This window comes from Actinoplanes sp. NPDC051513, from assembly GCF_044454685.1.
Classification (GTDB): Bacteria; Actinomycetota; Actinomycetes; order Mycobacteriales; family Micromonosporaceae; genus Actinoplanes.
This window is the reverse complement of sequence record NZ_JBITDW010000010.1, coordinates 187851-212163: the sequence shown is the minus strand read 5'-3', so window position 1 is coordinate 212163 and position 24313 is coordinate 187851. Positions and strand designations below refer to the sequence as shown.

25 protein-coding genes and 1 pseudogene are annotated in these 24313 nt (G+C 71.5%); 12 read left to right on the top strand and 14 right to left on the bottom strand.

Going from position 1 to position 24313, the window contains the following annotated elements; translation table 11 throughout:
- Window positions 1-36: 36 nt before the first annotated feature.
- The 5 genes from ACIA5D_RS30130 to pdxH are packed head-to-tail and all read right to left on the bottom strand — an operon-like array spanning window position 37 to window position 3886.
- Entirely contained in the window at window positions 37-333 is a 297-nt protein-coding gene (locus ACIA5D_RS30130) for a type II toxin-antitoxin system VapB family antitoxin (protein ID WP_089296050.1), read from the bottom strand.
- A gap of 37 nt (window positions 334-370) precedes the next feature.
- Window positions 371-991, bottom strand: coding sequence for a nitroreductase family protein (locus ACIA5D_RS30125; RefSeq protein WP_396033811.1), 621 nt, complete (start codon window positions 989-991; stop codon window positions 371-373).
- Window positions 991-1911 (bottom strand): aldose 1-epimerase family protein, encoded by a 921-nt coding sequence (locus ACIA5D_RS30120; RefSeq protein WP_396033679.1) that lies wholly within the window; start codon window positions 1909-1911, stop codon window positions 991-993. The genes ACIA5D_RS30125 and ACIA5D_RS30120 overlap by 1 nt, the downstream gene beginning before the upstream one ends.
- The gene (locus ACIA5D_RS30115) at window positions 1908-3233 is read right to left on the bottom strand and encodes an MFS transporter (RefSeq protein ID WP_396033678.1); all 1326 of its coding nucleotides are present in this window, start codon (window positions 3231-3233) and stop codon (window positions 1908-1910) included. The genes ACIA5D_RS30120 and ACIA5D_RS30115 overlap by 4 nt, the downstream gene beginning before the upstream one ends.
- Window positions 3230-3886: a pyridoxamine 5'-phosphate oxidase gene (gene pdxH / locus ACIA5D_RS30110; protein ID WP_396033677.1), complete on the bottom strand. Its 657-nt coding sequence runs from the start codon at window positions 3884-3886 to the stop codon at window positions 3230-3232. Before pdxH ends, ACIA5D_RS30115 begins: the two co-directional genes overlap by 4 nt.
- A 160-nt stretch (window positions 3887-4046) precedes the next feature.
- Between pdxH and ACIA5D_RS30105 the strand changes: the two genes are divergently transcribed.
- The 6 genes from ACIA5D_RS30105 to ACIA5D_RS30080 all read left to right on the top strand — a co-directional run bounded on the left by ACIA5D_RS30105 (window position 4047) and on the right by ACIA5D_RS30080 (window position 10677).
- Window positions 4047-5183, top strand: coding sequence for a citrate synthase 2 (locus ACIA5D_RS30105; RefSeq protein ID WP_396033676.1), 1137 nt, complete (start codon window positions 4047-4049; stop codon window positions 5181-5183).
- A gap of 29 nt (window positions 5184-5212) precedes the next feature.
- Window positions 5213-6340: a phosphoserine transaminase gene (gene serC, locus ACIA5D_RS30100; RefSeq protein WP_396033675.1), complete on the top strand. Its 1128-nt coding sequence runs from the start codon at window positions 5213-5215 to the stop codon at window positions 6338-6340.
- Window positions 6341-6373: 33 nt separating this feature from the next.
- Window positions 6374-7339 carry an intradiol ring-cleavage dioxygenase gene (locus ACIA5D_RS30095; RefSeq protein WP_396033674.1) on the top strand — a complete coding sequence of 322 codons (966 nt, stop codon included), beginning with the start codon at window positions 6374-6376 and terminating at the stop codon, window positions 7337-7339.
- Between the two features lie 1135 nt (window positions 7340-8474).
- Window positions 8475-9551, top strand: a complete 1077-nt coding sequence (gene sepH, locus ACIA5D_RS30090) for a septation protein SepH (RefSeq protein ID WP_396033673.1) — start codon at window positions 8475-8477, stop codon at window positions 9549-9551.
- On the top strand, window positions 9500-10039 hold the full coding sequence (gene thpR, locus ACIA5D_RS30085) for an RNA 2',3'-cyclic phosphodiesterase (protein WP_396033810.1): 540 nt from the start codon (window positions 9500-9502) through the stop codon (window positions 10037-10039). Before sepH ends, thpR begins: the two co-directional genes overlap by 52 nt.
- Before the next feature lie 29 nt (window positions 10040-10068).
- Window positions 10069-10677 (top strand): endonuclease/exonuclease/phosphatase family protein, encoded by a 609-nt coding sequence (locus ACIA5D_RS30080; RefSeq protein WP_396033672.1) that lies wholly within the window; start codon window positions 10069-10071, stop codon window positions 10675-10677.
- On the opposite strand, the gene ACIA5D_RS30075 is transcribed toward ACIA5D_RS30080, so the two are convergent.
- Window positions 10647-11255 carry a TetR/AcrR family transcriptional regulator gene (locus ACIA5D_RS30075; RefSeq protein WP_396033670.1) on the bottom strand — a complete coding sequence of 203 codons (609 nt, stop codon included), beginning with the start codon at window positions 11253-11255 and terminating at the stop codon, window positions 10647-10649. The two genes, ACIA5D_RS30080 and ACIA5D_RS30075, sit on opposite strands and share 31 nt — an antisense overlap.
- 48 nt (window positions 11256-11303) lie before the next feature.
- Here ACIA5D_RS30075 and ACIA5D_RS30070 point away from each other — a divergent pair, with 48 nt between their 5' ends.
- The gene (locus ACIA5D_RS30070) at window positions 11304-11636 is read left to right on the top strand and encodes a cytoplasmic protein (RefSeq protein ID WP_396033668.1); all 333 of its coding nucleotides are present in this window, start codon (window positions 11304-11306) and stop codon (window positions 11634-11636) included.
- On the opposite strand, the gene ACIA5D_RS30065 is transcribed toward ACIA5D_RS30070, so the two are convergent.
- A complete protein-coding gene (locus tag ACIA5D_RS30065; protein WP_396033667.1) occupies window positions 11633-12085 on the bottom strand; it encodes a hypothetical protein in 453 nt (150 codons plus the stop codon). The two genes, ACIA5D_RS30070 and ACIA5D_RS30065, sit on opposite strands and share 4 nt — an antisense overlap.
- A gap of 104 nt (window positions 12086-12189) precedes the next feature.
- Here ACIA5D_RS30065 and ACIA5D_RS30060 point away from each other — a divergent pair, with 104 nt between their 5' ends.
- Window positions 12190-14853 carry an AAA domain-containing protein gene (locus tag ACIA5D_RS30060; RefSeq protein WP_396033666.1) on the top strand — a complete coding sequence of 888 codons (2664 nt, stop codon included), beginning with the start codon at window positions 12190-12192 and terminating at the stop codon, window positions 14851-14853.
- Window positions 14854-15118: 265 nt separating this feature from the next.
- Here the strand turns inward: ACIA5D_RS30060 and ACIA5D_RS30055 are convergent.
- The 3 genes and pseudogenes from ACIA5D_RS30055 to ACIA5D_RS30045 form a co-directional block, all read right to left on the bottom strand.
- Window positions 15119-16387 (bottom strand): annotated as a pseudogene (locus tag ACIA5D_RS30055) (MFS transporter); the annotation flags it as partial.
- Window positions 16388-16455: 68 nt separating this feature from the next.
- Window positions 16456-16902, bottom strand: a complete 447-nt coding sequence (locus tag ACIA5D_RS30050; RefSeq protein WP_396033809.1) for a MarR family winged helix-turn-helix transcriptional regulator — start codon at window positions 16900-16902, stop codon at window positions 16456-16458.
- 105 nt (window positions 16903-17007) lie between these two features.
- The gene (locus tag ACIA5D_RS30045; protein ID WP_396033665.1) at window positions 17008-18453 is read right to left on the bottom strand and encodes an NCS2 family permease; all 1446 of its coding nucleotides are present in this window, start codon (window positions 18451-18453) and stop codon (window positions 17008-17010) included.
- Window positions 18454-18618: 165 nt separating this feature from the next.
- Here ACIA5D_RS30045 and ACIA5D_RS30040 point away from each other — a divergent pair, with 165 nt between their 5' ends.
- Window positions 18619-18822, top strand: a complete 204-nt coding sequence (locus ACIA5D_RS30040) for a DUF2530 domain-containing protein (RefSeq protein ID WP_396033808.1) — start codon at window positions 18619-18621, stop codon at window positions 18820-18822.
- An 18-nt stretch (window positions 18823-18840) separates the two neighbouring features.
- On the opposite strand, the gene ACIA5D_RS30035 is transcribed toward ACIA5D_RS30040, so the two are convergent.
- Complete coding sequence (locus ACIA5D_RS30035; protein ID WP_396033806.1) at window positions 18841-19713, bottom strand: DUF3027 domain-containing protein; 873 nt, start codon at window positions 19711-19713, stop codon at window positions 18841-18843.
- 53 nt (window positions 19714-19766) lie between these two features.
- Between ACIA5D_RS30035 and ACIA5D_RS30030 the strand changes: the two genes are divergently transcribed.
- From ACIA5D_RS30030 to ACIA5D_RS30020, 3 genes are all read left to right on the top strand, one after another.
- Window positions 19767-21530, top strand: a complete 1764-nt coding sequence (locus ACIA5D_RS30030; protein ID WP_396033664.1) for an MFS transporter — start codon at window positions 19767-19769, stop codon at window positions 21528-21530.
- On the top strand, window positions 21530-22156 hold the full coding sequence (locus ACIA5D_RS30025) for a futalosine hydrolase (RefSeq protein WP_396033663.1): 627 nt from the start codon (window positions 21530-21532) through the stop codon (window positions 22154-22156). The genes ACIA5D_RS30030 and ACIA5D_RS30025 overlap by 1 nt, the downstream gene beginning before the upstream one ends.
- Before the next feature lie 71 nt (window positions 22157-22227).
- Window positions 22228-23040: a 1,4-dihydroxy-6-naphthoate synthase gene (locus ACIA5D_RS30020; RefSeq protein ID WP_396033661.1), complete on the top strand. Its 813-nt coding sequence runs from the start codon at window positions 22228-22230 to the stop codon at window positions 23038-23040.
- Here the strand turns inward: ACIA5D_RS30020 and ACIA5D_RS30015 are convergent.
- The 3 genes from ACIA5D_RS30015 to ACIA5D_RS30005 all read right to left on the bottom strand — a co-directional run bounded on the left by ACIA5D_RS30015 (window position 23037) and on the right by ACIA5D_RS30005 (window position 24285).
- Window positions 23037-23423 (bottom strand): cold-shock protein, encoded by a 387-nt coding sequence (locus ACIA5D_RS30015; protein WP_396033659.1) that lies wholly within the window; start codon window positions 23421-23423, stop codon window positions 23037-23039. The genes ACIA5D_RS30020 and ACIA5D_RS30015 overlap by 4 nt on opposite strands.
- A 62-nt stretch (window positions 23424-23485) precedes the next feature.
- Window positions 23486-24094 (bottom strand): HAD family hydrolase, encoded by a 609-nt coding sequence (locus ACIA5D_RS30010; RefSeq protein WP_396033657.1) that lies wholly within the window; start codon window positions 24092-24094, stop codon window positions 23486-23488.
- 2 nt (window positions 24095-24096) lie between these two features.
- Window positions 24097-24285 (bottom strand): hypothetical protein, encoded by a 189-nt coding sequence (locus ACIA5D_RS30005; protein ID WP_396033656.1) that lies wholly within the window; start codon window positions 24283-24285, stop codon window positions 24097-24099.
- Window positions 24286-24313 lie beyond the last annotated feature (28 nt).

Here is a 24313-nt window from a genome sequence, read left to right as displayed (position 1 = left end):
TCGCACGCCGTCAGCCGGCGAACGCACTCAAACCGGTCAGCCCTCGACGACCAGGACCCGGGCGTGGATCTGGTTGCGCTGCTGCAGGGCGGCCCGCAGCGCGCGGTGCAGCCCGTCCTCGAGATAGAGGGCGCCCTTGTATTCCACGACGTGCGGGAAGAGGTCGCCGTAGAAGGTCGAGTCTTCGGCCAGCAGCTTGTCGAGCGCGAGCTCGCGTTTCGTGGTGATCAGATCGGCCAGGCGAATCGGCCTAGGCGGAATCTCGGCCCAGGCCTTCAGCGTGGTGTGGTGGTCGGGATACGGGGCTCCGTCCCGGACCGCTTTGAAGATCACGTCGGGTTGCCCCCTCTCTCCGCGAAACAGCCTAGCCTTACTGCGGCGCGGCCCATCGGCCATGATGCACCACTTCGTCCACCGGGCGGTGCCCGCGCTTCAATGACGGCGACTTCTTGTCGGCGGCCTTGTAACCCACCGTGAGCGTCCCGATCGGGTTGAACTCCTCGGGCACCCCGAACGCGTCCTTGAAGCTCAGCGTCGTCTCGACCGGGATGCCGAAGAAGCACGAGCCCAGGCCCTCGTCGACCGCGGACAGGTGCATGAGCAGCGCCGCGAACCCGGTGTCGATGTCCCAGTACGGCACCGGCCAGTGCTTCTCGGACTTGTCGGTCCAGCCCTTGTCGGGCTGCGCGTACCGGTCGAGGTAGGCCGACTTGTTGGCGAGGCAGACGATGATTACCGGGGCGATCCGCATCCGGGTCAGCCAGTCGCCGCGCCACACCGGCTCGGCGTCGCCGCCGGTGGTGACCGCCCAGTACAGATCGCGGTCCTTCTGCTCGGTGAGCACCAGGAAGCCCCAGCCCTGGGAGAAGCCGGCACTCGGCGCCCGCAGCCCGTGCTTGACGATCTTGTCGACGATCTCCGGCGACACCGGGCGGTCCGGGTCGTAGGTGCGCACCATCCGCCGCTTGCGGACGACCTCGGCGAACTCCATCAGTTCTTGATCCCCCACGCCGCGGTCCAGCTCTCGCCGGGCGCCAGCACGATCAGGTCGCGGCCGGTGCGGAACGCGTCGGGCGGGCAGGTCATCGGCTCGATCGCCACCGAGCGGCGGAACCGCTCGCCGTGCAGGGTGTCGCCCGAGAAGATCTGCCAGTACTTGAACTTCTCGTCGGCCCAGACCACGACCTTGGCGGGCGAGCCCGGGTCGGCGATGGTGACCTCGGTGATCCCGGACGCGTCGTGCTCGATCTCGCCGAACGTCGTGTCCAGCACCAGGTCGCCGATCTTGCGGGCCTCGGTGAAGTCGTACTCGGTGCCGGCCACCCCGACCGCGCCGATCGGCAGCAGCCGACCGTCGGCCAGGATGCGGGTCTTGCCCGGCACGTGCAGCAGGATGTCGTCCACCGCGACGCCCGCGAGCTGCAGGTACGGATGGACCGAGTACCCCCACGGCGCGTTGCCCGGGCTGTTGTTCACGACCTCCTGCTCGCAGCGCAGCCCGTCGGCCGAGACCGACCAGCGGGCCCGCAGCGTCAGCCACCACGGGTAGCCGACCTGGGCGGGCAGCTCGTACTCGAGGGTGATCGCGTCGGCGGACTGCTCGGCCGGCGTCCAGCGCGACCAGTTGGCCAGGCCGTGGATCGCGTTGTGCCGGGGCGGCTCGGTCAGCGGCAGCTGGTGGGACTGCTCCTCGAACGTGTACTTTCCGTCCCGGATCCGGTTGGGCCAGGGTGCCAGGATCTGACCGGCCGACGCGGGCGAGAGCTCGTCCGCCTCGAAGCCGTCCAGCACCTGCACGTCACCGACGGAGTAGTGGCGCAGCGTGCCACCGACCTCGACGATGACGGCCCGGGTGCCGCCCGACTCGATCGACCACTGGGTTCCGGATATCGCCGGCACGACACTCGTCATGGTTGGGACATTAGTCGTTCGGGGTCGTCAACCGGTGGCCGGTAGCGCACCAACGCCGGGAACGTGAGCCCCAGCACGACGGCCAGCCCGGCAGCCACGAAGCCACCACCGGCCCAGGAACCGGTCGCCCCGGTGAAGTCGGCCGTGGCGCCGGCCCGCAGATCGCCCAGGCGGGGGCCGCCGGCCACCACCACGATGAAGACGCCCTGCAGCCGGCCGCGCAGCCGGTCGGGCGCGAAAGTCTGCAGCATCGACTGCCGGTAGACGGCGCTGACCAGGTCGGCCGCACCACCCACGGCCAGCAGCAGCACCATCAGCCACAGCGAGTGGGCGAAGCCGGAGAAGCCGATCGCCACGCCCCAGGCGACCACCGCCACGACCAGCGCGACGCCCTGCCGTTTGATCCGGCCGATCCAGCCCGAGGTCAGGCCGGCCACCACCGAGCCGATCGCGATCGCCGCGTACAGCCAGCCGACCGCCGCGCCACCGCCGAACCGGTCGGCCGCCACCTCGGGGAACAGCGCCCGCGGCATGGCGAAGACCATCGCGACGATGTCGACCGCGAAGGAGAGCAGCAGCACCGGCTGGGTGGTCAGGAACCGCAGCCCGTCGATGATGCCGCGCATGCCGGCCGAGGGCTTCCCCTCGTCCTCGGCGTGCACGATCGGCGGGATCGGCGGCAGCTTCCAGGTGGCCCAGAACGAGATCGTGAACAGCACCGCGTCGACCAGGTAGGCCGCCGTCACGCCGGCGCCGGTCGAGGCCACCCCGAAGATCAGTCCGGCGGCCAGCGGACCGAGCACGCCGCCCGCGGTGGTGGTCGTGTAGCTGAGCGTGTTGGCCGCCGGGACCAGGCCGGTCGGCACGATCCGGGGCACGATCGCCTGCCGGGTCGGCGAGCTCACCGCGAAGCCGGCCGACTGCAGCGCGGTCAGCGCCAGCAGGAGCCAGCCGCTGTTCACCCCGATCAGCGCCTGCGCCAGCAGCCCGACCGTCGACAGCCAGGCCAGGAGCGAGCTGGCCAGCAGGAGCTTGCGCCGGTCGATCACGTCGGCCGCCGCGCCGCCCCACAACCCGAAGATCAGCAGCGGGATCAGGCCGGCGATGCCGAGCAGGCCCACCCACGCCGAGGAGTGCGTGATCGCGTACATCTCGACCGGAACCGCCACCGAGGTGAACTGGAATCCGAAGAACGAAACCCCGTTGCCGATCCACATGCGGCGATAGGCGGTGACCTTCAGCGGCCGGGTGTCGATCACCCAGGACTTGCGCTCCCGCTCCTCGACCAACTCTTCGGTGGCCTCCACGGCCTCCTGGCTCACGGGGCCAGCCTTTCCACAATCCAAGACCCATTTTCCGTACGCCGGAAGCGCAGTCGATCGTGCAGGCGATTCGAGCGCCCTTGCCAGAACTCCACGGTCTCCGGCACGACCCTCAGGCCACCCCAGTGCGGGGGCGCCGGCACCGGCCCGTCCCCAAATCTTTCCTCCGCCGCGGCCAGCCCCGCCTCGACCGCCTCCCGGTCGGGCAGCACCCGCGACTGCGGGCTGGCCCACGCGCCCAGCTGGGAACCGCGCGGCCGGGAGGCGAAATACTCCTCGGTCTCGGCCCGCGACACCCGCGCCACCGCCCCGGCCACGATCACCTGGCGTTGCATGGGAAACCACGGGAAGACCAGGCTCGCGTACGGGTTGGCGGCCAGCTCCGAGCCCTTGCGCGACTCGTAGTTCGTGAAGAACGTGAAGCCGCGCTCGTCGTACCCCTTGAGCAGGACCGTCCGCGCCGAAGGGTGACTGTCCGCACCCGCCGTCGCCACGATCATCGCGTTGGGCTCCGGCAGGCCGTAGGCCGCCGCGTCCGCGAACCAGGCCTCGAACTGCCTGGTCCAGCTGGTGGCGAGGTCGGATTCGAGGAACCGGCCACGCTCGGTGTAGTCGCGCCGCATGGCCGCGGGCGAGGGGGGTTCCACAGTCACGAGCGCTCCCTGAATACTTTTCGCTCAACGACCGTATGTCCGAGCGGCCCTTACGTCAGCTCGGTGAGGATGGGTGTCGCCGAGAGCACATCGCATCGCCCCCATCAAGCGGGCAATATGAAAGACTCGTAGCATTTCTTCGCAGGGAGCACTGTCTCAATTGTCCGACTTTAGCGGCGCCGTCTTCAAACCGGGCCTCGAGGGCGTCGTCGCGTTCGAGACCGAGATCGCCGAGCCTGACAAGGCCGGTGGCTCACTGCGCTATCGCGGCGTCGACATCGAAGACCTCATCGGCACGGTCTCCTACGGTGACGTGTGGGGCCTGCTGGTCGACGGCAAGTTCGGGCCCGGGCTGCCGCCCGCCGAGCCGTTCCCCGTCCCGGTGCACTCCGGTGACATCCGCGTCGACGTGCAGTCCGCGGTCGCCATGCTCGCCCCCTACTGGGGTCTCCAGCAGCTGCTCGACATCGACGACGAGCAGGCCCGCCGCGACCTCGCCCGGGTCTCGGTGACCGCGCTGTCGTTCATCGCCCAGTCCGCCCGCGGCCTCGGCCTGCCGGCCGTCCCGCAGAAAGACATCGACAAGGCGTCGACGATCGTCGAGCGGTTCATGCGCCGCTGGCGGGGCGAGCCCGACCCACAGCACGTCAAGGCCGTGGACGCCTACTTCATCTCGGCCGCCGAGCACGGCCTCAACGCGTCCACCTTCACCACCCGCATCGCCGCCTCGGTCGGCGCCGACGTGGCCGCCTGCATCTCCTCCGGCATCGGCGCGCTCTCCGGCCCGCTGCACGGCGGCGCACCCTCCCGGGTGCTGCACATGATCGAGGCGGTCGAGCGCAGCGGCGACGCCGAGGGGTACGTGAAGGGCGCCCTCGACCGCGGCGAGCGCCTGATGGGCTTCGGCCACCGCGTCTACCGCGCCGAGGACCCCCGCGCCCGGGTGCTGCGGCAGATCGCCCGCGAGCTCGGCGCCCCCCGCTACGAGATCGCCGCTGCGCTCGAGCGGGCCGCCCTGGCCGAGCTGCAGGCACGCAAGCCCGACCGGGTGATCGCCACCAACGTCGAGTTCTGGTCGGCGGTCGTGCTCGACTTCGCCGAGGTGCCGGCGCAGATGTTCACGCCGATGTTCACCTGCGCGCGGGTGGCCGGCTGGAGCGCGCACATCCTCGAGCAGAAGAAGCTCGGCCGCATCCTGCGGCCCAGCCTGCACTACGTGGGCCCCGCGCCGCGCAAGCCGCAGGAAGTCGACGGCTGGGCCGTGCTCGCCGCCGATGGGCCCGCTCATAATGCGTGACAGCTCGACGGCGGGCTCCCGCATAATGTGTGACCGTGACTGACATCCGCATCCCTGACGAGATCAAGCCGGTCGACGGCCGCTTCGGCTCGGGTCCCAGCAAGGTACGGCCGGAAGGCGTCGAAGCGCTGTCCGCGGTGTCACGCACGTACATGGGCACCTCCCACCGGCAGAAGACGGTGAAAGACCAAGTCGCCCGCCTCCGCCGCGGCCTCGCCGAGTTCTTCTCCCTCCCCGACGGGTACGAGGTGATCCTCGCCAACGGCGGCACCAGCGCGTTCTGGGAGGTCGCGACGTTCGGCCTGATCCGCGACCGGGCCCAGTTCGCCGAGTTCGGCGAGTTCGGCGCCAAGTTCGCGAAGGCCGCCGCCGACGCGCCGTTCCTCTCCGACCCGACCGTGCACAAGGCTCCCGGCGGGCAGGCGGCGTTCCTCACCGCCGAGGCCGGCGTCGACGCGTACGCCTCGGTCCACAACGAGACCTCGACCGGCGTCGCCGTCCCGGTCCGCCGCGTCGAGGGCGCCGACCCCGGCGCGCTCATGCTGATCGACGCCACGTCCGGCGGCGGCAGCCTCGACGTCGACCTGCGCGAGACAGATGTGTACTACCTGGCTCCGCAGAAGGCGCTCGGCTCGGACGGCGGCATCTGGCTGGCGCTCATGTCCCCCGCCGCCATTTCGCGCGCCTTCGAGGTGAAGGCCTCCGGGCGGTACATCCCGCAGTTCCTCGACCTGGTCACCGCCATCGAGCAGTCCCGCCTCGAGCAGACATACAACACGCCCGCCCTGGCCACGGTCTTCCTGGCGGCCGAGCAACTGGACTGGATGAACGCGCAGGGCGGCCTCGCCTGGGCGGTGAAGCGCAGCGCCGAGAGCGCGGCCGCGATCTACGGCTGGGCCGACCGCTCGCCGTACGCGACCCCGTTCGTCACCGATCCGGCGCTGCGCTCGGCGGCCGTCGCGACCATCGACTTCGACGACGGCATCGACGCCGCCGCGATCGCGAAGGTGCTGCGGTCCAACGACGTGGTCGACACCGAGCCGTACCGCAAGCTCGGCCGCAACCAGCTGCGGATCGCCCTCTACCCCACGGTCGACCCGACCGACGTCACCGCGCTGACGACCTGCATCGACTACGTGGTCGAGAAGCTTTCATAGGCTCTCCACAGGTCGATTCGCTTCACTGTCCGAATGCGGGATCCGGACAACGCGGCCTTCGTGCGCCGTGTCCACGACCAAGGGCTGCGCTTCGACCGGCGGCATCTGCTCGGCATGCTCGGCGGGGCGGGCGCGCTGGCCGCGCTCAACGCCTGCACCTCCCCCACTCCCTCCTCCTCTTCCTCCACGCTGAAAGAAGTGGAGTCGGAGACAGCCGGCCCGTACCCCGCGGACGGCTCCAACGGCCCTGACGTGCGCACCCTCGACGGCGTCGTGCGCAAGGACATCCGCTCCTCGTTCGGCACCGCCTCGGGCACGGCGCCCGGGGTGCCGCTGGAGTTCGCGCTCGTGGTGCTGGACCGCGCGGGCAAGCCGCTCGGCGACCTGGCGGTCTACGCCTGGCACTGCGACCGGGACGGCAACTACTCGCTGTACTCGAGCGCCGTGACCGAGCAGAACTACCTGCGCGGCATCCAGACCACCGACGCGACCGGCACCGTGAGCTTCACCAGCATCTTCCCGGCCTGCTACTCGGGTCGGTGGCCGCACATCCACTTCGAGGTGTACGGCTCGCTCGCGAACGCCACGGCCGGCGACGGCCCGATCGTGAAGACCTCGCAGATCGCGCTCCCCGAGGACGTGTCGAACACCGTCTACGCCACCGACGGATACACGCGGAGCGTCACCAACATGAAGCAGGTGACATTGGCCTCGGACAACGTGTTCGGCGAGGACTCGGCGGCCACCGAGATGGCAACGGTGAGCGGCTCGGTCGCCGAGGGCTACAAGGCCACCCTCACGATCTCGATCGACCCCGGCGACAAAGAGACCGGCGGCGGAATGGCCCCACCCGACGGCGGTGGCGCCCCTCCCAGCGGCATGCCGGGCGGCCCGGGCGGCGCCCCACCCAGCGGCCCCAACGGTGCCCCACCCAGCGGCATGCCCGGCGGCCCCGGCGGCGCCCCACCCAGCGGAATGCCCGGCGGAATGCCCGCCTAGAACGCCAAAGCCGACCCTGTCGATCATGCCCAACCCGGAGGACAACCCGCAGACCGGCCAACCCGGAGGCCCGCCCTCCCAGGGGGAAGCCCCCGCTGGCCATTCTCGCGGGAAAACGTGAGGGGGGCGGGCCGCGCCCGGTTTGGGCTGGGGACAACTCGCTGCTGTGGAAAACGCTCAATGATCGGTGAAAAGTGCTAGGCGGCTCCCGTCGCGGTAGGCGGGTGCCGGGCTGGGTTGCCATGGCCCGGGCGCCGGCTGCTCCTGGTGAGCGCGGCCCGTTGCGCTAGTCGGCGGCCGGGCTGGGTCGGCCATGCCTGGCTGTGCGTGGCTGAGGTTGGTGCGGCCGGTCGCGCTGGGATATGAATCCTGCGATGTGGCGGCAAGTCTCGGATGCCGGGACCGGCTTCCGCGCGTCCCGGCAGCTGGGCGAGTGGCCCACGTTGCGATGAACGCGTGGCGCATCCGCCGGGAATATCCGTTTATATACACCGGCGGCGATCGAGTGCCGCCCAAGGATGAAGAGTTGCTGTTCGCGTCGACCAGCACGTCATCATGATCTCGGGCCAGCGTCGGGGTCACGCAATGCGGAGGGCGACGCAGGCGGGCGATGCGGGTGAAAGCGGGTGAAAAAGGCCGAACGCATGCAGTCACCAAACTTCCGCGAAGAGAACGGGAAGAGGGACAGGACAGGCCGACCGCACCTGGCGCCCCGGCGAATGGCAACTCAGCCCGGTCACCGACCACCGCATGCACGCCCAGCCACGGCAACCCAGCCCCACCACCGACCACCGCAGATAGCCGGCCGCCAAGGAAAACCGCTCGCGGTGGCAGCTCAGCCCGGCGGCCGCGGCGGCGGGCGCGAGGGTGCAATCAGGTCGCGGGGAGAGCCGGGGACCGGGCCCGTGCTTCTGGTCACTCCCGCGGCCCGTACCCGATTTGGAGTCAATGGGTTTGAATGGGGGTTGATCTGAGAAGTTGAAGATCATCTTCGCAGGTCAGCGAATGTGAAGGCCACTTGAACACCGGCGCGTCTCCCCCCAAAGGGTGAGGTTGACGCGTACCGTGTTCCAGAACGCGCCCGGGTGACCGACTCTCGGGAGCACAGGCCAACGCGACGGGACGGAGGCAACGCATGCGGCCGGTACGCTTCGTCGCCCTCTCCGAGGACGGTCAGGCCCTGGTGCTTGCCGACGAGGTCGGCCGGCTCCTGACCCTCCCGATAGACGACCGGGTGAACAGCGCCTTCACTCACGAGACCCACCCGACATCGCCGGGCGCCGTGATGGCCGTGATGTCGCCCGACAGCACACCTTCGCTGTCCCCGCGCGACATCCAGGCGCGCATCCGCTCCGGTGAGTCCGCCGAAGACGTTGCTCGTGTCGCCGGCGTCCCGGTCGATCGCGTGCTGCGCTATGCCGGCCCGGTGCTGCAGGAGCGGGCCATGCTCGCGCAGCATGCGCGCCGCACCCGCCTCAAGACGTCCGACTCGGGCGCACCGCTCGCCGAGGTGGTCGACAGCCGCCTCGCCCAGCACGGCATCGACGCCGAGAAGATCTCGTGGGACGCGTTCCGCCGTGACGACGGCACCTGGCGCATCGTCGCCACCTGGCCGTCCGGCAAGGCGACCGCGCAGGCCATCTGGGATCTCGACAAGGGGCGCCAGGTCGTCTCGCCGCACGACGACATGGCGCAGTACCTGTGCGCCGAGCGGCCCACCCAGATCCTGGGCCAAGACCCGGTGCCCGAGCGCACGTTCCTCGAGCCCGCCCGCGGCGGCCACGGCCTGCCCGGCTCGTCCCGCAGCGCCGAGCCCGCTCGCGGCGGCCACAGCCTGCCCGCGGCCGAGGCTCCGGCGGCGCGATCCACGCGCGACCCGATCCGTGCCGGGCGCGACGCGCTTCTCGCGTCCCTCGACCGCCCGCTCTCCGGCGGCCGCGGCCTCGAGACCAACGAGCCCCGGCGCCCGGTTGCCGGCGGCGCCGCGGCCCTGCTCGGCGGCGGTTCCGGCTCGGCCTTCGACGACGACGCCGACCTGCCCAAGGAGGTGCCGGCCGTTCCGTCGCTCGCGGTGCTGCGGCCGCGGCGCACGGTCGGGCAGTCCGGTCAGCAGCAGGGCGAGTCCACCGACGAGACGAAGCCGCGCAAGCGTCTGCCCAGCTGGGACGATGTGCTGTTCGGTGGCGGCCCGGCGGCTCGCGAGTCGTCCTGACCCGCCTGTTCGTCGCGGTCTTTCCGCCCTCGTCGGCCGTCGAGCCGCTGAAGTCGTGCCTGCCTTCGGGCGCCGAGCTGACCCGGCCGTCCAAGTGGCACGTCACGCTGGTCTTCCTGGGTGAGGTGCCGCCCGATGAGGTGGCCGCGGTGCTCGATGACGTGCCGGTTGCCAGCAACTTCACGCTGCGCCTGGCCGGTGGCGGTCGCTTCGGCTCGGCGGCCTGGGCCGCGGTCCGCGGCGATCTTCCGGCGCTCGGCCGGTTGCGGGCGGATGTTCGAAATGCACTGACTGCCGCCGGCTTCCCCTCGGACGATCGCCCCTACCGGCCGCATCTGACGGTGACGTATCGCGGGGATCCCGCAATAGGCGGAGCACTGGCCGGCTACGTGGGCGACTCGTGGACGGTCGACGAGTTCGCGCTGGTCGACAGCCACGACGGCGAGTACGAGACGCTACGCACCTGGCCCCTCGATTCGAGCGGGTGAGATCGGGTACAGGTCTGACGATGCGGGTGATGACCTGGAACGTCTTCTGGCGATGGGGCGGCGACTACCTCGAGCGCGCGCCCGGCATCGTCGACACGCTGCGGGCCTGCCGCCCGGACATCATCGGGCTGTGCGAGACCTGGGCGGGCGATGACCTCCCGCACGACCAGCGCGGCGGACCGCCGCCGACCGCGTTGGTGACCACTCTCGCTCATCCCCGCGGACCGCTCCACGTGATCGTGACGTGCCTCGAGTGGGAACCGTCCTATGCGGCCGACCAGTTGGCCCAGGCTTCGGTGGTGGCGACGCTGGCGGCCGATCCCCGGCTCGACGGGCCGCTGCCGGTCCTGGTGCTCGGCGACCTGAATGCCGCTCCCGGCCAGGCGGAGATCGCGCCGCTGACGTCGGCCCTGAGTGACACGTTCGCGGCGGGCGGCGGCGACCCGGGCGCGAAGACCCTCGACTCGGCCGTGCCGTTCGCTCCGATCGAGGCCGCGCACCTGATCGACCGGCGGATCGACCACATCCTCGCCCGCCCGGCGGTGCGCGTGAGCCGCGCCTTCCTAGCCGGTGACCGGCCGGTGGCCGGACGCTACCCGTCCGACCACTATGCCGTCGGCGTCGACCTCGACCTGTAGAGCGCGGCCGTCAGCAGGGCGTGGGCCGAGTCGCGCATCAGGCTGACCGCGTCGTCGCGGGACAGGCCGGCGATGTCGGTCAGCCAGATCAGCGACTCGATGCCGGTGGTGGCGCGGATGGCGATCGCCAGGCGGCGAGTGTCGATGCCCGGGTGGGTGCCACGCAGCGGGAGAAGCGCCTCCTCGATCCAGCCGATGGCGCGGCCCTGACGGAGCACGGGCTGTTCGGCGCCCGGCTCGAGCGAGAGGCGCAGCGAGGTGCGCAGCTGCGGCTCCCAGTCGAGGTTGACCCGGGCGAAGGCGCGCAGCACCAGGTCGAGCCGGGTGGGCACGTCGTCGGGCGCGCCCGCGGGCAGCAGCGACGGCTGGACGATCTCGGGGTGGGCGGCGAGCAGCAGGGCCCGCCGGCTGGGGAAGTAGCGGTACGCCGTGGTGCGGGAGATGCGGGCCTGCGCGGCGGCCTGCTCGACGGTCGGGTCGATGCCGTCGGCCAGCAGGCGGCGGGTGGCGGCGACCAGGGCCTCGCGGGTGCGCGCCTTCTGGGCGCGCCGGCCGGTTGACTCATATGGCACTACCATAGCCATAATGGTACTGAAGTCCCACGATGGTGCGCAGAGAGGTTCGCGATGGATCCCACCGAGGTCAGCCCCGAGCTGTATCAGGTCGCCTTCGAGAACGAGCGGGTTCGAGTCCTGAGATATCGGGACAAGCCTGGGGATCAGACTCGCCCGCACGCCCACCCCGACTCGGTCATGATCACGCTGTCGTCGTTCCGCCGGCGCATCTCGTCGGGCGAGCGGAGCGTCGAGGTCGATCTGGGCGAGGGCGAGGTCCGCTGGCTCGGCGCGCAGGAGCACGCCGGCGAGAACATCGGCGACACCGAGACGGTGACGCTCTTCATCGAGCTCAAGGAGCCGGCGCCCGCAGCGGCCGAACCGGGCTCTCTGGGCCCGGCCTAGCGCAGGGCCAGCCCGGCGGCCTGCAGCTCGCTCTCGACCCGCAACCGCTCGAGGTCGCGATCCATCCCCTGCAGCGGCCCCAGGTGCTCGATCAGCCCCAGCGCGCGGCACGCCAGGCACAGCCGCTCGTCGTAGGCCCGCAGCACCGCGGCCCGCCACTTTTCCGATTGCTGGCTCGGCCCGCCGCGCCGCTGCTCGGCCAGCCGGCGCAGATCGAACGCCAGCTGCTCGATGGACGGCGGATCGAGGAGCGAGAGCGACGCGATCGGCTCATCGGCGCGCAGGGCATTATCGAGCTGCCGTAGCTCCCTGATCTCGCGCCTTTCCTGGCGGCGCCACCAACGACGGGGACCCGATTCATCGGCGCAGACCACGGCCGCCACGACGCACGGCAGACACAGCAGCGTCAGCAACGCTGCCGAAAGCACCACAATGTGCGCGATGGCCACGTCAAAACGCTAAGACGCCGGGGAGCCGGGCCGGAATGACCGTTCGGCCGACCCGGTCTGCCAATCCCACCAGGATGCGGCCGCGCGGTACTGTCGACCGCGCCATGCGCCCCTCGACCGTTCTCGCCGTGCTCGCCGAGCTGGCGCCGGCGGGCGGCGACCGGGTGCTCGACGTGAGCGGCAGCCGGCAACTCGCCTGGCTCGACGACGCCGAGCGCACCCGCCGCCGCAAGGAGATCGACCGGCTCGCCGCGCTGGACGCCCTGCATCGTGACGAGCGGCTGCTGCGCCGCGGCTGGGGTTTCCTGGCCGGGCGCACCGAGGTGGACGGCAAGGCCCGCAAGATCCGGGCGCCGTTGCTGAGCCAGCCGGTGCGCCTCGAGCGCGGGCTGACCGGCTACCGCGTCGTCCCGGCCGGTGATGTCGAGGTCACCCCGCTGGTCGCCGATCGCGATCTGGCCGCGGCGCTGGAGGCGGCGCCGGGACTGGCCGCCCCCGGATGGCTCGACGCAACCGGGAGCAAGGCGTGGCTGCGCTCGGCGGCCGCGGCGACCGGGATCACGGTGGACGCGCTGGTCGACGACGGCCGCCACATTCCGGCCGACCGGGTCGTGCTGGTCGCCAAGGCTGCCCTGTACGTGGCGCGCGACGTCTTCGGCGGCGGTCTTCAGGACAGTCTGCGCAGCTGGGCGGCGCGCGACCTGAGCGGGACGGCGCTCGCGGCGATCTACGACGGCTCGGTGCAGGACGATCCGGACGATGCCCCCGTGCTCTCCCCGCTGCCGTTGACCACGGCGCAGGCCGAGGTGGTGGCGCGGGCGCGGACCTCGCCGATCACGGTGGTGTCCGGTCCGCCGGGCAACGGCAAGAGCCACACGGTCGTGGCGGCGGCGCTCGAGGTGGTGCATCGGGGCGGGTCCGTGCTGGTGGCGACGCAGTCCCCGCACGCGGCCGAGGTGCTTTCGCAGCTGCTGGCCCGCTATCCGGGGCCGACGCCGGTGCTCTTCGGCGACGCGGGCCGCCGGGAGAGCCTGGCGGCCGAGCTCACGGCGGGCGCGGAGCGAGGACCAAGCGAACGAGACCTGCATGCGAATCTCACGGCCGTCGATCAAACCCATGATTCCGTACGCCGGAAGCGCGCCGAAATAGCCGAGGTGCTCGACCGGGAGCTGCGGGCGGCCGAGTTGCCGGGCTGGGAGGTACGCTTGCCGGCATTGGCCGCAGACGTGCCGGGCGCGTTCGCCGACGACTTCGACCCGGTGCGGTTGACGGGGAAGGGCCTGGTCGGGTGGTGGGCCCGCCGGCGGTTGCGCGTGCGTCGCGGCGTACCCGGGGAAAGGGTGACCGAGGCGATCGCCGCGGCCACCGCGCAGCGTGCCGCCGCTCGCCTGGCCGCGACCGGCGGCACCGACCTCGCGCCGCACTGGCTCGCCCTGCACGCGGCCGAGGAAGGTCTGGCCACCGCGGTCGGCACCGCCATGCGGCAGGCCGCACGCGGCGAGAAGCGCTGGGATCGCGACGCCCGCCGCGGCGCCGCCTCGCTCGCCGCCGCCCTGCGCGCCGGCCGCAACCGCCGCCGTGAGCTGCTCGCCCAGCTGGATGCGCCGCCGCTGGTCCGCGCGCTGCCGCTGTGGATCGGCACGGTGGCCGACGTGGAGGACCTGCTGCCGTCGTCGCCCGGGATGTTCGACCTCGTGGTGATCGACGAGGCGTCGCACGTGGACCAGGTGCGGGCCGCGCCGGTGCTGGCCCGGGCCCGGCGCGCGCTGATCGTCGGGGACCCGCGGCAATTGCGGTTCGTGTCGTTCGTGAGCGACGTCGACGTGGCGGAGGTGCTCGACCGGCACGGCGCCGACGAGCGGCTGGACGTGCGCCGGGTGAGCACCTATGACCTGGCGGCGGGCGCGGCGCCCGCGACGTGGCTGACCGAACACCACCGCAGCGCGCCGCACTTGATCGGCTTCTCGGCGCACCGGTTCTACGGGGACCGGATCGAGGTGATGACCCGTACGCCGGCGGCCGAGGCGACCGACGCGATCGACGTGGTGCGGGTGTCGTCGAACGAGGTCGACGCGGTTCTCAAGGTGGTGGGCGACCTCGTGGCCGAGGGCCGGCACGGCATCGGGGTGATCTCGCCGTTCCGGGCCCAGGCGGAGGCCCTCGAGGCGGCGCTCGTCGCGGCCTACCCGGTGGAGCAGATCGAGGAGCTGGGCCTGCGGGTCGGCACCGTCCACGCCTTCCAGGGCAGCGAGGCCGAGGTGGTGGTCGTGTCGCTGGGCCTGCTGCCGACCGACCCGGCCGGGCGTCGCCGGTTCGTCGCCGATCCGTGTCTCTTCAACGTGATGATCACCAGAGCCCGCCGCCGGATGGTCGTGGTGACGACGCTGGACGACGCGGACGGCCTCCTCGGCGACTACTTCACCTACGCGGCGGGGGCCCGGCCTCCTGCCCATTCATCCGGAACGCGGGACGGCTGGGTGGGCGAGCTGGCCGCCGAGTTGAGTCGTCTCGAGGTGGAGGTGCGGGCCGGCTACCGGGTCGGCCCGTGGGTCGTCGACCTCTGCATCGGGTCGGACGAGGAACCCGTGGGGGTCTTCTGCGGGCCGCATCCCGACGGCGCCGAGGCGCATCTTGCCCGCCAGCGCGCCCTGCACCGGGCCGGCTGGCGCCTGCTGGACGCCTTCGCCAGCCGTTGGGCCGATGACCCGCGCCGCGCCGCCCTGGAGGTAGCGGCGGCGCAGCGCCCGGCCACCACGCCGTCCCGTTAGCGGCGGCGCGGAATCCGATCGCCGCCGCCGACGGCGTGGCGCCCACTCACCGCGTCGAGCTGAGCGCCGGTGAGGGGCCGGTCTCGGAAGCGCCGGCCTCGCGAGACCGCGCGCTCGCGACCTGCCGGACGGGGTCGTGTGCGGCATCCGCCCCGGCGAGCTTCGCGATCTCGCCCGTGGCCGGCACCGGCACGCCGCCCCCGGCCACCGAGTCGACCGGCGGCCCATATTCAGCCGGGCCGGTCTCGGCCGGGATCTCCTCGCGCGCCCGCCGCACGACCCGCACGAGGGGCCAGGGCCGCGCCCGCACGACGATCCGGTCTCCGCTCACCCGCAACTGCCAGACGAGCGCCACCGCCGCGGCCACGAAGCACACCAGCCCGGCGCCCCAGATGCTCGACGGCACGCCGAAGTGTTCGCCCCACCAACCGGTCACGGACGCCCCGATCGGCGTCGTGCCGAGGAAGACCAGCACGTACAGGGCCATCACCCGGCCGCGGTACTCGGCGTGGACGCCCATCTGCACGCGGTGGTTCGCCGCCTGGGCGAGGAAGATCGAGAAGAAGCCGGTGGGCAGCAGGACCGCCATCGCGACCACGAAGCTCGGCGCGAACCCGACCGCGAACTCCAGCAGGCCGAACGCGAGCGCCGCGCCCAGCACCAGGTACGGGCCGGGCCGGGCCCGCCGGGCGCTGCCGGCCAGCGCCCCGACGAGCGCCCCGACCGCGAGCGTGGTGGTGAGCAGTCCGAACGACGACGGCCCGGCGTGGAAGTTGATTTTCGCGAGCGCCGCGAGCGTGACCGGGAAGTTGAATCCGATCATGCCGACCACCGCCATGAGGCTGATCGGCAGCAGCAGGTCGGGCCGCTTGCGCACGTACCGGAGGCCATCCATCACCCGGGCGTCCTTCTTGGCCGCCGTCCCCTTGCGGTACAGGTCGGCGGGACGCATGCGGGCGTAGCTGAAGATCGGCGCGATCGACAGCACCGTCGCGATCAGGAAGACCGGCCCGGTGTTGAAGGCCGCGAGCGCCACGCCCGCGAGGGCGGGCCCGCCGATCCGCGCGGTGTTGAAGGTCGCGGCCGACAGGGCCAGCGCGTTGGGCAGCAGCGGCAGCTCGACGAGCTCGGAGACGAACGCCTGCCGGACCGGGGTCTCGACGGCGTTGGCGATGCCGAGCAGGCCGGCGAAGAGGAAGACGTGCCAGAGGTGGACGACGCCGGCGGCGACCAGGACGGCGAAGACGATGGCGGTGATCGCGAACGCGGCGTTGGAGGCGATGAGGATCTTGCGCTTGTCGTACCGGTCGGCGAGCCGGCCGGTGTAGAGGGTGAGCAGCAGCACCGGCAGGAACTGAAGGGCGGCCACCGTGCCGAGCGCCCCCGGCGAGTTGCCGGAGAGGTCGAGCACCAGCCAGTCCTGAGCGGTGAACATCATCCACACGCCGACCAGCTTCACGAGCTGGCCGGTGGCGAAGAGCCGGTAGTTGTGGACCCTCAGGGAACTGAACGTGGTACTCAGCACTGCCCGCACTAGGCTGCGCCTCCTTCTCGGTCGTACGCGTCATCGCGATGTGATGAAGCGCGGCGACCGGAGGCCGGTCAGGCCCGGGCGACCTGCTGCATGATCTCCGCCGCCCGGACCAGCACGTCCCTGTCCTCGTCGCTGAGGGTGGCCAACTGCTCGGCGAGCCACTCGTTGCGCACCTTTTCGAACTGGGCGTACATCGCCCGCCCCTGTTCGGTGGGCGCCAGGATGACCTGGCGTCCGTCGGTGGGGTGCGGGGTACGGATCACGAGGCCGCGATCCTCCAGCTTCCCGACGATCTTGGTCATCGTCGGAGGCTGGACCCGTTCGACGTCGGCCAGCTCGCGCGGGGTCAGCGCGCCGGCCAGCTGGAGGCTGGTCAGGGCGGAGAGCTGACTGAACGTCAGGTCGCCGACGGCACGGGTCTGCCGGATCCGCCGGTTGAGCCGCTGGATGGCCTCGCGCAGCGTTCTGGCCAGCTCGTCCGCTGTCCCTCGCTCCGTAGCCACCGGCCACTCCATCACGATTCTTAGCCTAGCTAATGAGTTAGGCTAACGACCATCGAAAACGCGTATGACCGCCGTCACCGGCCGCGTTGCGCCCGGTGACGGAAGTCTAGGTAGGGCTCAGAGGATCCAGACCTCCAGGGGACCTCGGAGGAAGTACAGGACGAACAGCGCGGCCACGCCCCACAGGATGGGGTGGATCTCCCGCGCCTTGCCGGTGGCCGCCTTCAGCACCACGTACGAGATGACCCCGGCCCCGATGCCGTTGGAGATCGAGTACGTGAACGGCATCAGCGTGATCGTCAGGAACGCCGGCACCGCGATCGAGTAGTCGGTCCAGTTGATCTGCCGCACCGACATCATCATCAGGAAGCCGACCACCACGAGCGCCGTCGACGCCGCCTCGAACGGCACGATCTGCACCAGCGGCGACAGGAACATGGCGAACAGGAACAGGACGCCGGTGACCAGGTTGGCGACGCCGGTCCGGGCGCCCTCGCCGACGCCGGCCGCGCTCTCGATGTACGACGTGTTGCTGGACACGCTGGCCGCGCCGCCGGCCGCCGCGGCGACCGAGTCGACGAGCAGGATCTCCCGCGTACGCGGTGGCATGCCGCTCTCGTCGAGCAGGCCGCCCTCCTGGCCGATCGCGACCATCGTGCCCATGGTGTCGAAGAAGTCGGTGATCAGCAGCGTGAAGACGAACATCACGCAGACCAGCCAGCCGGCCGTCGACCAGGAGTCGAGCACGTTGAAGTGACCGATCAGCGAGAGATCGGGCGAGCTGACCACCTTCTCGGGCAGCTTGGGCACGTTGAGCGACCAGCCGTGCGGGTTGGTCGCCGAGGAGCCCACGCCGGCGATCGCCTCGACGATGATCGCCAGGATCGTGCTGCCCAGGATGCCGATCAGGATCGCGCCCTTCACCTTGCGCGCGAACAGCACCAGGGTGAACAGCAGGCCGATCACGAAGACGAACGACGGCCAGGTCAGCAGCACGCCGCCGAGGCCCATCTCGACCGGCACGGTGGTGCTCGCGGCGTCCGGCACCCGGTGCACGAACCCGGCGTCGACCAGCCCGATGAGCATCAGGAACAGGCCGATGCCGACCCCGATCGCGGTCTTGAGCTGCGTCGGCACCGCCCGGAACACCAGCGTGCGCAGGCCGGTCAACACGAGGATCGTGATCAGGACGCCCTCGATCACGACCAGACCCATGGCGTCGGCCCAGGTCATCTCCGGGGCGATCTCGAACGCGACCAGGGCGTTGACGCCGAGTCCGGCCGCCAGCGCCAGCGGGAACCGGGCCACGACGCCCATCAGGATGGTCATCACGCCGGCCACCAAGGCGGTGCCGGCCGCGAGCGCCGCGATCGGCAGCTTGCCGCCGTCGGCATCCGACCCCGACCCCAGGATCAGGGGGTTGAGCACGACGATGTAGGCCATCGTGAAGAACGTGGCGAAGCCGCCGCGGACCTCCCGGGACAGATTCGATCCACGCGCAGATATCTCGAAATATCGGTCGAAAGCGTTGCGTACGCCCGCATTGGTGGCGGTCGGCGTCATGCAAACCCTCCGCAAGGTCTGACTGAACAACGATGCGCGCATGTTGTCAGATGCAGTGAGCTGCGTAAATCGCCTACGCCTCCCGGCGCCACGAATGATCTCCGCGGACGTACCCTGTCGGGTGTGACTCAGCCGAAGCCCCGGGTCGAACCGCTCGACCCGCCGATGGTCCCGTTCGCGATCGCCGGCCTCGCCGCCTTCGTGATCGCCGGTGTGATCGTCTGGCTGGCGAACGGGCCGGACAGCTGGCTCGACACGTGCATCGCCGGGTTCCTCGTCGGCATACCCGGCCTGATCACGATGATCATCCACGACCGGAACCGGAAGCGGCGCCGCGCGATCACCCACGCCCGGTTCACGGAGAACTAGGCCCTGGAGAACTAGGCCCTAGCTGTGGCCGTAGTCTTCGGCGGGCTCTTCGTTCTCGACCGAGCCGTGGCCGCGGCTGACCGCGACCGACTCGACCTCGCTGTCGTCGTAGATGGTGGGTAGCTCGTCGACCGGCTGTTCCGCCGTGCCGAGCAGCGCCTCGGAGTGCGCGCCGCAGCCGTGGTCGGCGCTGACCGCCTTGCCGTCGTCGGGCGCGTACAGGTTGCCGCAGACGCCGAACATCGTGCGCAGCGAGCCGGCGAGCGGGAGGTAGAAGCCGCAGGTGCCGCAGCGGGCGTTGCGCGGGGCCGCGGTCGAGATCGGCGCCTCGGGGCCGGCCTCGCCGTCATACCACCGCTGGGCGACGTCGATGCGGCCCTCGCGGGACATCACCCGGGACCGGCCGAGGCCGAGTTCCCAGCTGACCTCCTCGACCGCGGGGTCGTCGCTCAGCACGTACCCCTGAGCCAGCCGATCGTCGTCGGGCGCGGTCGGCATGAGATCGCCCACACCGAGATCGCCGGGCTGAAGACGCTCGTTCCACGGGACCCACCCGGGGGCGAGCAGCGCGTCGGGCCCGGGCAGCAGCACCGTCTCGCAGACCGTCACGTGCCGGCTGCGCGGGACACGGGTCACCGTGACCGCCCACCGCCAGCCGCGATAGCCCGCGAGGTGGCTCTCGAAGAAGTGGGTCACGACCCGGTCGCCCTCGGCGATCGCCTCGAGATGCTCGCCGATGTCGGCCGGGTCCACCTCGGTGATCGCGCCACGAGCCACCCCGACAGCATCGGCACAAACCTGGTCGAGGCGGGCGGCGCGCGCGGTGGTCCTGGTCGTCACGAATCCATTGTCCCCTACCGGGGCTCGGGCGCCGCAGCGACTCCCCCGAATTCCGCGGGCGCGGGAGGGGACGCGGGTCGCCTGGATCAGTCAGGATGGTTGGCATGCCGCTGCTTCCCACACTCGGACGCACCGTCGGCAGCGGGATCAAGGCCGCCCGCGTGATGGTGCGCGGCTCCGTGCGCGGCGGCGCCTGGGCGACCCGCCGCGTCGGCACCGCGCGCGCCCGGGGCGCCGCCAACGAGATCGGCATGATCCGGCTCTTCGACCTGCACGCGATCTCCTGCGCCGGCGACACGCTGATCGCGATCGGCCTGGCCGGCACGATCTTCTTCAACGTGCCGCTCGGCGAGGCGCGCAGCAAGGTCGCGCTGTACCTGCTGATTACGATGATCCCGTTCGCGCTGCTCGCGCCCGTGGTCGGCCCGCTGCTCGACCACTTCCGGCACGGCCGGCGCTACGCCCTCGCCGTCACCATGCTGGGCCGGGCGTTCCTGGCCTATGTGATCTCCGATCACCTCTTCGGCTGGGGTCTCTATCCTGCGGCTTTCGGGGTGCTTGCGCTTTCTCGCGCGTACGGGGTGGCGCGCTCGGCCGCCGTGCCGAGGCTGTTGCCCGAGGGCGTGGGCCTGTCCCAGGTCGGCGCCCGGGCCAGCGTCTACGGAACGTTCGCCGGCGCCGTGGTGGCCCCGCTCGGCCTGCTCGCCTTCACGATCGGTCCGCAGTGGCCGCTGCGCGTCGCCACGGTCATCTTCGTGGCCGGCATGGTGGTGTCGCTGCGCCTGCCCCCACGCGCCGACTCCGACCCGCCCGAGGCCGTGCCCCGCCCGTGGCGGGCCGCGCTGGGCCTGGGCCGCAACGGCGACCGGCCGCTCTCCGGCAAACTGGTGATCGCCACCCTGATCGGCAGCGCCAGCCTGCGCCTGCTCTACGGCTTCCTGCTGCTGTTCCTGGCCTTCGTCATCATGGCCGGCCAGCTCGACACGGTGCTGCTCGGCCACGACATCGGCAACAAGGGCGCGGTCGGCCTGATCGGCGGCGCGCTGGCCGTCGGCACGTTCCTGTCCACCGCCGCCGGCACCCGCCTGCGCATCCGCCGCCCGCTGGCCCTCCAGTCGGCCGGCCTGACCATCACGGCCGGCGTCGCGGTGCTCTCCGCGATCTTCTACAGCCTCGCGCTGCTCGCGCTGCTCGCGCTGGTCACCGCGATCTTCAGCGGCATCTCGAAGCTGGCCATCGACGCGAGCATCCAGGAACGCGTCCCCGAGCGCCTGCGGGCCAGCGCCTTCGCCCACTCCGAGACGGTCCTGATGATCGCCTGGGTGGCCGGCGGCGGCATCGGCATCATCCCGCTCCCCGGCCGCCTCGGCGTCGCCCTGGCGGCTCTCATCGCGGTGGCCATGGCGATCCGCGCCGGCTGGGCCGCGGCCCGCCTCCACGGCGAACACCTGAGCGGCCGAGCCGGCGCCCCCGACGAAGAGCCGGCCGACCCCGAAAAGGCCGCCACCGACGATGCCGAGCCGGCCGACCCCTGGCCGGACGCCCCCACCGTCCCCGTCCGCAACAAGCCCAACCCACCCGCGGCCCCGGCCCCGCGTCGTGGCGCCGGCACAGCGACCCAGGCGCGTCCCGCCGATCGCACCCGGATCGACCCGGTTCCCGGTCCGCCCGACAAGCCGGCTGGCCGCAGGTGGGGCTTCGGCAAGCGGACACCACCGGCCCCGCAGCCCGCTCCCGCTCCCGCTCCACAGCCCACACCGCCGCCCGCGCCCGAGCCGGTCGAGCCCGCTCCCGCGCCGCCCGGGTATCACGTCTATCGGCCAAGCTCGGTCGACCGACCGGCGACCGCCGAGGACGACGAGCGCTGATGGCATACCCGCTCCTTGTGGTCACCGCGGTGGCCGCCGAGGCTGACGCTGTGCGTGCCGGGGCCGACCCCGACCACGTCCTCGTGAAGCCGGTGGGTGTCGGCCCGGCAGCGGCCGCTGCCGGCACCGCGCGGCTGCTCGCCACCGGCAACTACCGCGCGGTGATCAGCGCCGGCATCGCCGGCGGGTTCCTCGGGCGCGCGCCGGTCGGCGCCACCGTGCTCGGCCGCCGCAGCCTCGCCGCCGACCTGGGGGCCGAGTCGCCCGACGGGTTCCTTCCGATCGAGGAGCTAGGCTTCGGCGCGAGCGTGATCCCCGCCGACCCGCTACTGCTCAAGGGCCTCACCGCCGCGCTGCCCGGGGCGATCGTCGGCGACGTGCTGACCCTCGCCACGGTCACCGGCACGGCCGCCACCGCCGAGGCGCTCGCCACCCGCTTCCCGCGGGCCGTGGCCGAGGCGATGGAGGGGTTCGGGGTGGCGGTCGCCGCGGCCGGGCTGCCCTTCGCCGAGCTGCGCGCGATCTCCAACCCGATCGGCCCGCGCGACCGCGCGAACTGGCGGCTCAAGGAGGCGTTCGCCGCGTTGTCCACAGCTTCCGCGGCCCTGTGGACAGCCTGTGGATAACTTCACCATGTGGGATGGTAGACAGCTGTCGTGACACGCGGGGCCTCCGGTGCGGGTCTAGCGTGGACGCCGTGGCCCTTTCATTAGCCGTCTCTCCGTGCCCCAATGACACGTTCGTCTTCCACGCCCTCGTGCACGGGCTCATCCCCGGCACGCCCGAGGTCAACCTGACCTTCGCGGATGTGGACGTCACCAACACGGCGGCCGAGCGCGGCGAGTTCGACCTGGTCAAGGTGAGCTACGCGGCGCTGCCGTGGCTGCTCGACGACTACGACCTGCTTCCCGCCGGCGGCGCCCTCGGCCGCGGCTGCGGCCCGCTCGTGCTCGCCCGCACCGCCGGCCAGGAACTGACCGGAGCCACGGTGGCCGTTCCCGGCGACCGCACCACGGCATACCTGCTGTTCCGCCTCTGGGCCGCCGACCAGCGGCCGGCGAAGATCGAGGTGGTCCCGTTCCACCAGATCATGCCGGGCGTCGCCGACGGCACCTACGACGCCGGCCTGGTGATCCACGAGGCCCGCTTCACCTACCAGCGGCACAACCTCGTCGCGCTGGCCGACCTCGGCGAGTGGTGGGAGGGCGACACCGGCCTGCCGATCCCGCTGGGCGCGATCCTCGCCCGGAAGGGCTCGGTCGACCCGGCCGAGGCGACCGAGTGGATCCGCAACTCGGTGAGCATGGCCTGGGCCAACCCGGCCGCCAGCCACGACTTCATCCTCGCGAACGCGCAGGAGATGGAGCCCGAGGTCGTCCAGCAGCACATCGATCTGTACGTGAACGAGTTCACGCTGGATCTGGGCCGAGACGGACTCGCCGCCGCCGACGCCCTGTTGCAGCGCTCGGCGACGGCGGGTCTGACTCCGGCCGTGAAGCCGTTTATCTAGCTCTCGAACTCCCGCGCCACGGCGTGGACCACCTGCGCGATCGTCTGCGACGTCTTCCTGTCGGGGTACCGGCCGCGCGAGAGGCCCGGCTGCACCTGCTGTTCCAGCACCTTGATCATGTCTTCGATCATGCTGTGCAGCTGGTCGGCCGGGCGCCGGCGCAGCTCGGCCAGGGACGGCGGCGCGTCGATCAGCTTCACGCCCATGGCCTGAGCGCCCTTGCGGCTGTCGACCACCCCGAACTCCACCCGCTGACCGGCCTTGAGTTCGGCCACGCCGGCCGGCAGCGCGCTCTTGGGCAGGAACACGTCACCGCCCTCATCGCTGGTGACGAACCCGAATCCCTTCGCCGCGTCGTACCACTTCACTCGACCCGTGGGCACCGCTGACCTCAACTTCACTCAATGGAAACAACCGCTCACCGCAAGGCTACTGAAGCGGCGGGCTAGTACCCAACTGCAATCTGGCCGAGCAGGGCCGGAAAGGCCGTGAGCTCGGGCAGGATGTAGGTGGCGCCGGCCGCACGCAGCTCGCCGGCCGGGCACGGGCCGGTGGTGACGCCGATGCCGGGCACGCCCGCCGTGCGGGCCGCGACCATGTCGGCCACGTGGTCGCCGACGTACCAGCGGACCCCGTGCTCGGTGAGCGCGGCCGCCTTGCCCTCGGCGAACAGGTCGCCGACGACTTCGTCCGCGACCATGCCCAGATGATCGAGGTGCAGATGGGCCAGCCGTCCCAGCTTGGAGGTGACCACGACCACCCGCAGGCCGAGCTCGCGCACGGCGGCCAGCGCCGCGAGCGCGCCCGGGGTGGGCACGCTCGGCGTGATCGCGTAGTCCGGGTACAGCGCCCGGTAGGTGGTCACCGCGTCCTCGACGTCCTCGGCGGGGAACCACTCGCTGAGCTCGGCGCGCAACGGCGGGCCGAGCCGGGTCACCGCCAGATCGGCGTCGACGAAGACACCGGTCTTGGCGGTCAGCGCCCGGTAGGCCGCGTGGATCCCCGGCCGGGAGTCGATCAGGGTCATGTCCAGATCGAAACCGACCGCCGGCACTACTAGAACTTGTCGGCCGAGATATAGGTGAGGCGCTCCAGCGGCAGCGGGAAGGTCTGGTCGTCACCGAACGGCGACGGTGCGGCGGCCCGGTCGGACAGGAGCTCGGAGACGGCGTGCGGCCCGTGGTCGGGTCCCGGCTTGGCCACCTCGCGCGCGGCGTTGCCCGGCTTCTTGTTCTGTGCGGCCACGGATCTCCCCTTCAGTGTTCACAGCGCC